This is a genomic window from Lactiplantibacillus garii (assembly GCF_003885105.1).
Lineage (GTDB): Bacteria > Bacillota > Bacilli > Lactobacillales > Lactobacillaceae > Lactiplantibacillus > Lactiplantibacillus garii.
In genome coordinates this window covers 1-12182 of the sequence record NZ_QWZQ01000007.1, presented here as the reverse complement: position 1 = coordinate 12182, position 12182 = coordinate 1, and the positions used below count along the sequence as shown (strand labels likewise).

Below are 12182 nucleotides of genomic sequence, written 5' to 3'. Positions count from 1 at the left end.
TTAACTAAACAAGTCGCATTTTTATAAGCAACTGGTGTCAATTCGGTGGTAGCGGGCGTAAGCTTGGCGATACTCCGTTGGCGTCATTTTTTTCCAAGCCTTGAAATTGCGGTTTAACGTTTTGCCGTTGGGAAAGCCGCAACTGGCGGCGACGTATTCGATCTTTAGGTCGCTTTCAAGGAGCAAGCGGCGGGCGTTCATTAGGCGAATCAGTCGCAGGTAACGGTTGACGGATAACTGAACGTTGGCGTTGAACTGCTGGTTAAGGGTCGTAAGCGATACGTGAAACTCGTGGGCCAGCGTATTCCCGGTAATGGGCTCGGCGTAACGCTGGTTAATGGCGGTCATCACGTCATCGACTAGGGACGTGTTCGGGTTGACATCGGTTTCCACTAACGGCGTGGTGAAGACGTGTCCGAGTGTGGCTAACAGACCGTAAAAGTGGCTTAGAATCTCTAAGCGCAACAGGTCGGTCGGCGATTGTTTTAACAGCTGGCGGATGGCAACAAGGTGTTCGCGGATCAACCGGTAGGCGTTGGGGTGCGCTTGACTGGAGACGGCCCCGTTCAAATTAAGTTGCCAATTAACGCTTTCGGGGACCCGGTTCGTTAAAAAGTCGTCGTCAATGATTAGGCCGAACTCGTCCCAATCAACCTGTTCGGGGCCGGTCGCACTGTGAACGACCCGCCGGTTAACGGCCCACAGGTCCCCCGGGCGGTATTCGGTTGTGTGGCCGTCGGTGACGAATTTTAACGGGTCACCGGCCTTTAAATAGTTTAATTCGATCCCCTGGTGCCAGTGGGGGTTGACAGTGATCGGGGTTAGCGGATCGTGTTCGTAAAATTTAAAGGGTAAGCGCGGGATGGTTTGGACCGCTTCGTGTAAAATTTCCATGGAATGCCTCGTTTGATTAAAGTCTTAAAAATGACACCAGCAGCTTTCAAAAATCAACCTTTTTAACGGAATGGCCGTGCTATATTAAGGCTAATCAAGAAAGCGTTGCCGGTGATTAATTTAATTGTAACCGTATTCGCGAACGAAAGGAAATTTAACCATGGATATTCAACTCATTGCAATCGATATTGACGATACGTTACTTAACTCGGAGGGCAAGTTACTCCCAAGTACGATTCAAGCGGTCCAAAAAGCGACGGCGCAGGGTATCAAAATTGTCCTCTGTACCGGTCGGCCACTAGCAGGGGTCAAACCGTACTTAGACGAATTGGGGATTGAAGGTGACAATCAGTACGTGATTACGTACAACGGGGCCGTCATTGAAAGTGTCGCCGGCCGGGTCGTGGCGAAGCACTTGGTGGACAACAATCATTACCGTCAAATGACGGCCTTCGGTAAGGCCCACCACGTGCCGTTTAACGTGCTGGATGCGGAGAGTACGATTTACACGGCGGACCGTGACGTTAACTGGGTGACGGTGGTTCAGGCGTGGGAAAATAAGGCCGGGTTGTTAGTTCGGGATCCGGACGATTTGCCGGCTGATTTTCAAATTGCGAAGGGGTTGTTCGTGGGTGAGGGTCCCCAGTTGGACGCCGTAGAATCCCTCGTTAAGGCGACCTTTGGAGATGACTTGTACGTGGTGCGGGCCGCGACCAATTTCTTGGAACTGATGAACGCCCGGGTCAATAAGGGCCAGGCGGTTAAGGATCTAGCCCGGGTTCTTGGTTTACAGGCCGACGAAGTGATGGCGATGGGGGACGAAAAGAACGACTTACCGATGTTTGCCTTTGCCGGTACCGCGGTTGCCATGGGTAACGGGAGTGCCGCGGCGAAGGAAGCGGCCGATTACGTCACCGGTACGAACGATGCGGGTGGCGTTGGCGATGCAATTCAAAAATTAGCGTTGATCGATTAGGATTAGTACTCCTTTCAATTTTTAGGACGTGTGAACGGAATGGATACTTGACAGATTGCTAAAATGAGTTTATGATTGCAAATATTAAAAATAAATGAGATTAATCGTGAAGATCAGGAGAGTAAGTTTAAGAGTGGTTACAGAGAGTCGCTGGTATCTGAAAAGTGGCACCGAACTTAGACTGAAAGTAACCTGTGAACTGCCGGTGCAAGTCATAACGAGTGTCGGCTGGGGGTCCCCATTATCGGACAAACGTATCGCTAGCTAGGCTGGGGGTTGTGCCCAACCGGTTCAAACTACCAACTTAGCGTGCCGTACGTGATGAGGTATTTTGCCGTTAGCAAAATACGAAGATAAGGTGGTACCACGCGGAAGCGTCCTTACTAAAACTAATTCGGTTTTAGTAAGGACGCTTTTTTGATCTCAAAGGAGAATTGAGCGTATGTGGAATTATCAGAGTAGTGATGGTGGGCTGTATCGAGTGCAAGCCTAATTGTTGGTCCGTTACTTCAAGACAAACAACGGAGGTTTTTTCCATGCAAACACAAAAATTATCGTTTAAACATTACGTTATTATTGGCTCCATGCTTTTCGGAATGTTCTTTGGTGCCGGCAATTTAATTTTTCCGATCCACCTCGGCCAACTTGCCGGGGCCCACTGGTTGACGGCCGGCTGGGGGTTCCTGCTGACGGGGACATTGTTGCCGTTGTTGGGAATCATTGCCATCAGCGTGACCCGCAGTAGCGGTATTTACGACCTCGCTAAACCGATTGGTAAACGTTACGCCACGCTCTTTATGATTTTAACTTGCGCCACACTGGGGCCGCTGTTTGCGACTCCCCGGACGGCAACGACCCCGTTTCAAATCGGGATTGCCAGTTACGTTAGCGCAAGCCAGGCGCCGTTGTACTTACTGATTTATTCACTGGTTTTCTTCAGTATCACTTACTGGGCGTCCCGCAAACCAACCGGCATCATTGACACCATTGGTAAGCTACTAAACCCGGCGTTTCTGATCCTACTCGCGTTGATTTTTGGGATTGCGTTTACCCACCCACTGGGGAGCGCCCGGACGGCCAACGTTGCGGCCGCTTATCAAAACGGGGCTTTCTTGAACGGTTTCTTACAAGGCTATAACACCATGGACGCGTTGGCCGCCCTGTTATTTGGAATTGCGGTGGTCACGACCATTCGTGGCTTAGGTCAAAAGGAACCGGGAGCGGTTGCGAAGACCGCGGCTAAGTCAAGTTTACTCAGTATCAGCCTCGAAGCGGTGATTTACCTCGGCTTGATTTGGATTGGGGCGACGTCGTTATCCCAATTTAAATTATCGGCGGACGGCGGGATTGCCTTTTCACAAATCGCCAACGCCTTTATGGGCGTTCCCGGGGAATTGATTTTAGCCATCATGGCGACGTTGACCTGCTTAACGACGGCGGTGGGATTAGCAACGTCGTTTTCGGAAGCCTTACATGACAAGTTTCCAAGCATTAGTTACCGGACTTGGAACCGCCTATCCTGCGGGGCGTCCTTCCTGATTGCCAACATTGGCCTGGATCAGATCATTGCTTGGTCAACACCGATGTTGATGTTCTTGTACCCGCTCGCCATTACCCTGATCATTTTGTCGATTGCCTCACCCCTTTTCCGGCACGACCCGGTCGTTTACCGTTGGACAACGGCCTTAACCCTGATTCCGGCGTGCTTTGACGCGCTGGGTTCGGCGCCTGCCGTGATCACCCGTTTGGGGTGGGTCCAAGGCTTGTTAGCCTTCGATGATAAGTACTTCCCACTCGCAAAGATTGGGCTGGACTGGGCCTTGCCAGCGTTAATTGGCTTAATGATTGGGCTTAGCTGGCACGTGGTTCGGCAAGCATTAACGGCGCACGCTTATAAAATGAATCAAAACTAGATGGTGTATGATAGAAAGTAACAAATTTAATGGATGGTGAGTCGATGGCTTTTCTGGGAATACTTTGTTTGTTAATATTTGCGACGACTTTGGCCGGGCACTTTGCGCACCGGGCGGGAATTCCCGCCGTGATTGGTGAGATTTTGGTGGGGGTCGTTTTAGGCCCCGCCATCCTTAACTGGGTGCACTTAACCAGCATGGTCCAAACATTTTCGGACATCGGGGTGGTCGTGTTGATGTTCATCGGCGGCCTGGAAAGCAACCTAGCGCTGTTGCGCAAGTATTTACGGCCCGCCATCGTGGTGGCAATTATCGGGGTGGTCTTCCCGGTGGTGATCATGGGCGTTGCGAGTCGGTTATTCCAGTTTAGCTGGTTTGAATCCCTGTTTATTGGGGTGATCTTTTCCGCCACGTCGGTCTCAATTTCCGTTGAAGTGCTCAAAGAATTTAAGGCCTTGGATACTAAGGAGGGCGCAACCATTCTGGGGGCGGCCGTGGCTGACGACATTATCGGGGTCATTTTGTTAAGTGTAATGATTTCGATGATGGGACGGCAAAGCGGCGTTAGCCAAACGAACTTAGGCGTGGTGTTGTTAGAACAACTGGCCTTTTTTATCGGGGTATTTGCCGTGATCAAGTGGGTGGCCCCGTACCTCATGGGATTAAGCGACCACCTACTGATGGCGGCCGGACCAACGATTGTGGCCATTATTATTTGCTTGGCCATGGCTTGGTTAGCCGATTTGGTTGGTTTGAGTGGGGCCATCGGGGCGTTTTTTGCCGGCGTGGCCATTGCGCAGACTGATTACCAGCACGTCGTTGACGTCTCGGTTGAACCGGTCGGCTACACCATGTTTATCCCGCTATTTTTCGTTAGCGTGGGTCTGAACATGACCTTTAAGGGCTTCTGGCAGGCCTTACCGTTTATCGCGGTGATGACCGTATTGGGAGTGCTTACGAAGCTCTTTGGTTGCGGCCTCGGTGCTAAGCTGAACGGCTTTAGCGGCCACAGTAACTACTTAGTCGGGGCCGGGATGATCTCCCGGGGAGAAATGGCGTTGATTACCGCGCAAATTGGGTTTTCGGCGCACCTGCTTTCGGGTGATTACTATTCGGACGTGATCTTAGTGATTATCCTGGTGACGATGATTGCGCCGTTTGTATTGAAGGACGCCATTCACCGCGCACCGGCAACGCCTGACACGCCGCACTCGGTGGAAGAAAACTAATCGTCAGCACGTTCGGATTTAAATTAGGCCTAGATTAAACATAGTGACTGACGTAAGCGGCACACATAGTCCCCCGGCCAACCATGAACGGGGGAATCAAAATTCAAGCGATTGATTTTGACTAGCAAACTAAATAAGTGGTTCCCCACCAGCGATTAATTTCGCGAAATGGGGAACCACTTATTTTTTGAATTACTTTTAACGAAAACCCGTGCGTTTATCCGGAATTATTAGTGAAGTGGCGGATTAGACCCGGACCTGGTGTTCAATCGTAAACAGCGTCGGGTCGAGGTGGGCAATTAACGGCGAAACGTCCCCAATACTGAGGAGCGTCAAGTGGTGCATTGCCCGCGACGCAATCGTGTAGAGGACCCCGATGGAAGCGTCATCCGGATAGTTGCTGGCGGAAACGTCGTAGGCCACGACCGCGTCAAATTCCAGTCCCTTTGCTAAGTAGATTGGCATGACGATAACCCCCTGCGGCATCGTACGGTCGCTGTCCGCCATTAGCGTGGTGACCGTGTGGTGCTTTAGGTACTGGTAAACGTGTTTACTTTCGGCAAGGTCCTTAGTCAAAACGGCGACGGTGTGGGTGGCTTTGAGTTGGTGGTTAACTTCACTTAGTAAGCCGCTAAGCGCCGCGTCCTGACCGTAACGGATCATCACTTTCGGCAGGTCGCCTTCACGGGTAAACGCCTGAATTTGGTCGCCATCCGGTAACAGGGCCTTGGCAAAGTTAGTGATCTGTTTAGTTGACCGGTAACTCTTGTTCAAGGTAATCAGGTTCGCGCGCCGCACGTTAAAAGCGTCCCGTAAGCGTTCTAATAATTGCTGGGGGAGTTCGATGCCCTTAAACAGGGCCTGCTCACTATCGCCCAACAGCGTAAACTTGGCCAACGGGAAGGCGTGTTTAATGTAGAGTAACTGGGCTAACGAATAGTCCTGCATTTCGTCGACGAAGATGTACTGCATCCGCCGGTTCTGACCACTCCCGGTTAAAATGTCCCGTAATAAGAGTAGCGGGGCACAGTCCACTAACGCAATTTTGTGGTATTCAATGCCGCGCCGGAACGTTTGCATCCGGGCCCGCCACTGTGCGGGGGCCACGGCATCCGGTCGTTCAATTTGGCCCAGGAAGTCGTTGTACTGTTCGTAGGTGTCTAAGAAGTAACCGTTGTAAATGGCGTCGTAGACTTGACGCAGCCGCTTGGTCACAATTTGCTTACCAATATAGAAGACTTCGTCGTCCATCGATTGAAAGTCCCCGCGACGTTTATTGCCCAGCAGGTCGTGGTAGGCCTCGTCGGTGAGCTGGTCGATGATGTCGTTGACCCAGTCGGCCTGAGCTTCGTCATCAATGCGGTGTTTTAAGCGTTTGATCAGCGTGTTTTTGATGGCTAAAAACCGGTCGGCCGGTTGCATGGCGGCTGGTAAGCTCGCCGCAATTTTTTCAATGGCAGCTTTGTGGAAGAAAATTTCGCCGTTAAAGACGATGTTGGTGAACCGCATTTGCTCGGCAGAAAGCGTGTGGCAGTAGTGGTCAACTTGTTTCATAAAGTTGGCACTTTCCTGAAAGTCACGGATAGCCGGGGTCAGCGCGTCACTTTGGCGGTCACTTTCGTAACGCTCAAAGAGGCTTTCAACCGTGAGCCCCTGGAAACGGGCACTCAAAAATTCGGCGAGGGTCACTTGGCGCATGTTCCGTTCACCTAGACTAGGCAGCACTTCTGAAATGTAGTGACTGAATAGGCGGTTGGGAGAAAATAGAACCATCTGGTCGGCTTCAAGCGACGCCCGCGAATGGTATAGCAAAAACGCGATTCGTTGTAAAATGGCGGATGTTTTGCCGGAACCAGCGACTCCTTGAACCACCAGTAAATCACTGTAAGTGTCCCGAATAATGTCGTTTTGTTCCTTTTGAATGGTCGCCACGATGTTTTGCATGTAGGCGTCGTTTTGTTCACCGAGGACCGATTGTAGGATCTCGTCACCCACGGTCTCGTTAGTATCAAACATGTTTTTGATCTGACCCTGATCAATTTGAAATTGACGCTTTTTCATTAATTCGGTGGTTTGTTGACCAGCGGGGGTTTGGTACTGAACCTTGCCAAGTGTTCCGTTGTAATAAACTGAAGAAATCGGTGCCCGCCAGTCGTAAACTAGAAAGTTTTGGTCGGCGTCCACGAACGACGCGGTCCCGATGTAGAGCCGTTCGGGGTCGTCGCCAGGCTCGTCTTGAATGTCAATCCGACCGAAGTAGGGCGAGTTGCTCAAATCCTTTAAAACCCCGACTTGGCGTTTTAAAATGGATTCGGATTCCACGGCCCGTTCGACCATTTGTTTTTGTTGTTGAAGTTCGGCGTTGGTTTCGATCCGGTCGTCGACTTCAAACGTGTTGACGGAGTTGTTATCACCATAGTTTTTCTGAATCACATCGGTTTCACGATGGGCCTTGGCGAGTAAGTCGTCGGTTTGTTTGGACCGTGCTTTGACTTGTTCGATGACCCGATCGACCCGTTGCTGTTCCTGTTGTTGTTCCTGCTCTGATGTTGCCACTGAAGAGGGCCTCCCGTCTGTTAAGTCGTCTAAATTGCTTGAACAATTCTAGGCGGATTTACGGGACGTGTCAATTAAAGCGTTTGGTAAAGGGTGATTATTTGGGTGAGGTGCTTGCATGCGCCCCCAAAGTATTCTAATATGATTTTAATAATTCTAATTAATGGGGTGGGGAATTGCGAGTAGCCTTAGCACAAATTAATATTCAGTTTGGTGATCCGGACGCCAACTACGCCCAGGTCGAAACGGCCGTACAAAAAGCCGCGGAACAGAGCGTGGACGTGGTGGTGTTACCTGAAATGTGGAACACCGGCTACGCTTTAAAACGCTTAAACGTGTTGGCGGACGACGAGGGGCAGCGGACCCAGAAGTTACTGAGCCGCTTAGCAACCGAATTTAAAGTTAACATTGTCGGCGGTTCGGTCGCGGTGGCTCGGGACGGTCGGTATTATAACGAAATGTTAGTGGTTAACCGCCAGGGGGCACTATTGAGCCGTTACGATAAAGTTCACCGGTTCGGTCTAATGGCGGAGGATCAATACATCACCGCCGGTCAAACGGAGAACTTGTTCCCCATTGACGACGTTCCCGCGATGGGCGTCATTTGTTACGATATCCGTTTTCCGGAATGGTTGCGTAAACAAGCGGCGCAGGGGCCGAAAGTGATCTTCGTTAGCGCTGAATGGCCGACGGTACGCTTACCACAGTGGCGGCTGCTGCTACAGGCCCGGGCAATTGAAAATCAAGCCTTCGTTGTGGCCGTGAACCGGGTTGGCAGCGACCCCGATAATGATTTTGGTGGGCAGTCACTAGTCATCGACCCGCTCGGCCAAATTATGGCCATTGCGGGTGCTCACGCCCAGTTAGTCACGGCGAAGCTGGACTTGGATCAAGTTGAACAAGTTCGGGGACAGATTCCGGTCTTTAACGACCGGCGTCCCGAATTATATTAAAGATAAAAATAGAAAGTGGTGCCTTCATGGAATTTCCAGAATCAACGATTTTACAGCATTTACCAAAACAATTTTTTGCTAGTTTAGTTCAACGGGTTAACGCGAAGGTTGCGAGTGGCGCCGACGTCATTAACTTGGGTCAGGGAAATCCCGACCAACCGACGCCGCCGTTCATCGTTGAAGCGTTAGCCACGGCGGCGCAGGACCCGGCGACCCATAAGTACGCCCAGTTTCGTGGTCAGCCCGACTTTAAGCAGGCTTGCGCGGACTTCTACGAACGCGAATACGGCGTGCAGCTTGATCCCGAAAAAGAAGTCGCCGTTTTAGGTGGGACCAAGATCGGCTTAGTGGAACTGCCCTACGCGTTAATGAACCCCGGTGAAACGATTTTAATGCCGGACCCGGGCTACCCGGACTACTTTTCGGGGGTGGCCTTAGCGCAAGTCAAGTTGGCGACTTACCCACTGTTAGAAAAGAACAACTTCTTATTGGACTTTGACCAACTTGATCCTAAGGTTGCGGACGCGGCCAAGCTGCTTTACATGAATTACCCGAACAACCCGACCGGTGCGGTCGCCACCCCCGAATTTTATGAACAAACGGTGGCCTACGCGAAGCAACACCAGATTGGCGTGGTCAGTGATTTTGCCTACGGGGCGATCGGTTACGATCATCAGCGACCGATTAGTTTCCTTCAGACGCCGGGAGCCAAGGACGTTGGGATTGAATTTTATTCCTTCTCCAAGACTTACAACATGGCGGGTTGGCGTTTAGGTTTTGCCGTTGGGAATCCCGATATGATCGAAGCCATTAATTTGATTCAGGATCACCTGTTTGTTAGCGTCTTTCCGGCCATTCAACGGGCGGGCATCGCGGCGTTAAACAGTGATCAAAGCGCGGCTCAGGAAATTAGTGACCGTTACGAATCACGGCGAAACGCCTTATTGGCCGCTGCGGCGAAGATTAACTGGCCCGCGTATAAGCCGGGGGGTGCCTTTTACACGTTGATGAAAGTTCCAGCGGGGTACACGAGTGAACAGTTTGCAAACTTATTACTCGACCAGGCTAGCGTGGCAGTGGCGCCATGTAACGGCTTTGGGAAGCACGGGGAAGGTTACGTGCGGATTGGACTATTGGTATCGGAGGAACGGTTGACGGAAGCCGTGGAACGGGTCGGTAAACTAGACCTATTTTAAAGTGATGAGCTGAAATTTAATTTTGACAGTCTCCGCGATAACGCTTAAACTAGACCTAATTAATCGTTGAAGAAAAGAACAGTAAGGCGTCCAATGACAGAGACCTGGCAATTGCTGAAAGCTAGGACGGACAAATGAATTGGCTTTTTGGAGATTCGGTGTAAAACCGGGGACCCGCCCTTATCGGTAACGAGTGGCAGAAACAGGTTTCTGCAATTTAGGTGGTACCACGGTAATGCGTCCTAATTGACTATTGTTAGTTGATTAGGGCGTTTTTTCGTCCTATAAAAATGATGCGTGCAATGATGAAAGGATGTTTAAAATGACAAAAAAAGTATTGTTAACGGGTGACCGCCCAACTGGTAAGCTTCACATTGGCCATTACGTCGGTTCGCTACGTAACCGGGTTGCGTTACAAAACACCGGTGACTACGATTCTTACATTATGATTGCGGATAACCAGGCGTTGACGGATAACGCGCACGATCCGGAAAAGATTCGTAAGAGTTTATTACAGGTCGCGATGGACTACTTAGCAGTTGGGATTGACCCTGAAAAATCAACAATCCTAGTGCAATCACAAATTCCAGCACTGACCGATATGATGAACCAATATTTGAACTTAGTTACGGTGGCGCGTTTGAACCGAAATCCAACCGTTAAAACGGAAATTAAGCAAAAGGCCTTTGGTGAAAGTGTGCCGGCCGGTTTCTTCGTTTATCCAGTTAGCCAGGCGGCCGATATTACGGCTTTCAAAGCCACGACCGTGCCCGTTGGAGACGACCAGGAACCGATGCTGGAACAGACGCGTGAAATCGTACGGAGCTTCAATAAAACTTATAACACTGATACGTTAGTGGAACCAGAAGGGTACTTCCCACCGAAGGGCTTGGGCCGGATTCCTGGTTTAGACGGTAACGCTAAAATGAGCAAGTCACTGGGCAATGCCATTTACCTTTCGGACGACGCCGACGTTTTGAAGAAAAAGGTCATGTCGATGTACACCGACCCCGACCACATTCACGTTGAAGATCCCGGTAAGGTGGAAGGCAACGTGGTCTTTACCTACCTTGATATTTTTGACGAAGATAAGGCTAAAGTGGCGGACTTAAAGGCTCAGTACCAACACGGTGGCTTGGGTGACGTTAAGATTAAGCGTTACTTAATGGAAGTCTTAGACGGCGTTTTACGGCCAATCCGTGAACGGCGGGCAATTTACGAAGCCGACCCGGCCCAAGTTTTACAAATTCTAAAAGACGGTACGGCTAAGGCTAACGTGGTAGCCGACCAAACGTGGAGTGAAATGAAGGACGCCATTGGGATCAACTATTTTAAATAAATAACTTTTTGAGGACTATAAACTAAAATAAAGCTTACGTTTGACCGGACTATCCGTGCTCGGTTGTTACGTGAGCTTTTGTTTTACTAATTATGAAGTTGGGGGTTATACGTGGTGGCGTACTTAGTGATGCTTTGGGTAGCCAGGTCGATGAATGCTGTAATCAGTTTAGGATTTAAATAAACAAACAGAACTAGATTTTTAGATTGGTTAGCGTAATAATTCTAATCGAACCATAAATATTTTGATGCGAGGGGATATTATTATGAATTTAGTTACTAGATTAGGCATGGTTACATTGACAGCTATCACGATTGCACCGTTAGCTACTGCGGCAACTCCAATCAATGCGGGGGCCCATGCAGTTGCTGCGAAATCATCTAAGACTTATAAAATTAGTAAGAAAGTTCTGAAAAGTCACAAGCAATTTATGTTTAGTGAGACGATTCACGCGTGGGGGTTTGGTGTAACACTCAGTCAACGTAGTGCGAAAACGTTACGGATTATTGATGCTCGACTAGACGAATCTGGTAGTCAAGACTATCAAATCACCAGTCAAAAGGTAAAAGGAAATAAGATGACCCTTAAGCTGAAACCCAGCAAAGTAAAGGGAGCCCACCATTCAGATGGCGTGGTTAAGGGTAGCGGTACAATTAAATTAGTGCGTACAGGACGTAACACCTATAAAGCGGCACTGTATCAATCAACCAGTGCCATTACCAGAATTAATGGGCGTAAGAGTAGTTTAGCTCAGGAAGGAAAATTCACCCCTAAGAAGCGTACGCTTAAGTTTAAACTTGTTAATAAAAAATATTTGTTAAAGCATAGTACCATGGTTAAAGCTGAATACCGTCAGGACTATCAATTCTAGTCGGTTAGTTGATGAGTAACCGTTATTACACAAAGGGCCCCAGACGGGGTCCTTTTGTGTAATTTAAAAAATAATAGTCGTATTTTAGGGCCTAATTATCGATAAATATTCGTAAAAGGCATTTCTAATTTGTTTATGGAAAATATTATTATAATTGATAATGATTTTGATGGGAAATGGATGGGTTAACCCCGTTAATTCAAGCATTCATGGTCTGTAAAACAGGTTATTAAATGTAAAAAGAAATTGATATAG

General features: G+C 49.3%; 9 protein-coding genes and 1 other annotated feature. Of the genes, 7 read left to right on the top strand and 2 right to left on the bottom strand.

The window, feature by feature from the left end; all coding sequences use genetic code 11:
• Positions 1 to 21: 21 nt before the first annotated feature.
• On the bottom strand, positions 22 to 894 hold the full coding sequence (locus tag D1831_RS03115; RefSeq protein ID WP_125071470.1) for an AraC family transcriptional regulator: 873 nt from the start codon (positions 892 to 894) through the stop codon (positions 22 to 24).
• A 160-nt stretch (positions 895 to 1054) separates the two neighbouring features.
• Here D1831_RS03115 and D1831_RS03110 point away from each other — a divergent pair, with 160 nt between their 5' ends.
• The 3 genes from D1831_RS03110 to D1831_RS03100 all read left to right on the top strand — a co-directional run bounded on the left by D1831_RS03110 (position 1055) and on the right by D1831_RS03100 (position 5012).
• Positions 1055 to 1870, top strand: a complete 816-nt coding sequence (locus D1831_RS03110; protein ID WP_125071469.1) for a Cof-type HAD-IIB family hydrolase — start codon at positions 1055 to 1057, stop codon at positions 1868 to 1870.
• Between the two features lie 100 nt (positions 1871 to 1970).
• Positions 1971 to 2255, top strand: a binding site (T-box leader).
• A 151-nt stretch (positions 2256 to 2406) separates the two neighbouring features.
• Positions 2407 to 3783, top strand: a complete 1377-nt coding sequence (gene brnQ / locus D1831_RS03105) for a branched-chain amino acid transport system II carrier protein (protein WP_125071468.1) — start codon at positions 2407 to 2409, stop codon at positions 3781 to 3783.
• A 44-nt stretch (positions 3784 to 3827) separates the two neighbouring features.
• On the top strand, positions 3828 to 5012 hold the full coding sequence (locus D1831_RS03100) for a cation:proton antiporter (RefSeq protein WP_125071467.1): 1185 nt from the start codon (positions 3828 to 3830) through the stop codon (positions 5010 to 5012).
• Positions 5013 to 5258: 246 nt separating this feature from the next.
• Here the strand turns inward: D1831_RS03100 and helD are convergent, their stop codons facing one another.
• Positions 5259 to 7568 carry an RNA polymerase recycling motor HelD gene (gene helD, locus D1831_RS03095; protein ID WP_125071466.1) on the bottom strand — a complete coding sequence of 770 codons (2310 nt, stop codon included), beginning with the start codon at positions 7566 to 7568 and terminating at the stop codon, positions 5259 to 5261.
• A 176-nt stretch (positions 7569 to 7744) separates the two neighbouring features.
• Here helD and D1831_RS03090 point away from each other — a divergent pair, with 176 nt between their 5' ends.
• The 4 genes from D1831_RS03090 (at position 7745) to D1831_RS03075 (ending at position 11927) form a co-directional block, all read left to right on the top strand.
• Complete coding sequence (locus D1831_RS03090) at positions 7745 to 8521, top strand: carbon-nitrogen family hydrolase (RefSeq protein WP_125071465.1); 777 nt, start codon at positions 7745 to 7747, stop codon at positions 8519 to 8521.
• 26 nt (positions 8522 to 8547) lie between these two features.
• Entirely contained in the window at positions 8548 to 9717 is a 1170-nt protein-coding gene (locus D1831_RS03085; RefSeq protein WP_125071464.1) for a pyridoxal phosphate-dependent aminotransferase, read from the top strand.
• Between the two features lie 322 nt (positions 9718 to 10039).
• The gene (trpS, locus tag D1831_RS03080) at positions 10040 to 11056 is read left to right on the top strand and encodes a tryptophan--tRNA ligase (RefSeq protein ID WP_125071463.1); all 1017 of its coding nucleotides are present in this window, start codon (positions 10040 to 10042) and stop codon (positions 11054 to 11056) included.
• Positions 11057 to 11321: 265 nt separating this feature from the next.
• Positions 11322 to 11927: a hypothetical protein gene (locus D1831_RS03075; protein WP_125071462.1), complete on the top strand. Its 606-nt coding sequence runs from the start codon at positions 11322 to 11324 to the stop codon at positions 11925 to 11927.
• Positions 11928 to 12182 lie beyond the last annotated feature (255 nt).

Bases quoted from the DNA above. Each gene is read 5' to 3' on its own strand.
- D1831_RS03115 (WP_125071470.1), bottom strand. From the start codon at position 894: ATGGAAATTTTACACGAAGCGGTCCAAACCATCCCGCGCTTACCCTTT.
- D1831_RS03075 (WP_125071462.1), top strand. From the start codon at position 11,322: ATGAATTTAGTTACTAGATTAGGCATGGTTACATTGACAGCTATCACG.
- D1831_RS03110 (WP_125071469.1), top strand. From the start codon at position 1,055: ATGGATATTCAACTCATTGCAATCGATATTGACGATACGTTACTTAAC.
- D1831_RS03085 (WP_125071464.1), top strand. From the start codon at position 8,548: ATGGAATTTCCAGAATCAACGATTTTACAGCATTTACCAAAACAATTT.
- brnQ (WP_125071468.1), top strand. From the start codon at position 2,407: ATGCAAACACAAAAATTATCGTTTAAACATTACGTTATTATTGGCTCC.
- D1831_RS03100 (WP_125071467.1), top strand. From the start codon at position 3,828: ATGGCTTTTCTGGGAATACTTTGTTTGTTAATATTTGCGACGACTTTG.
- trpS (WP_125071463.1), top strand. From the start codon at position 10,040: ATGACAAAAAAAGTATTGTTAACGGGTGACCGCCCAACTGGTAAGCTT.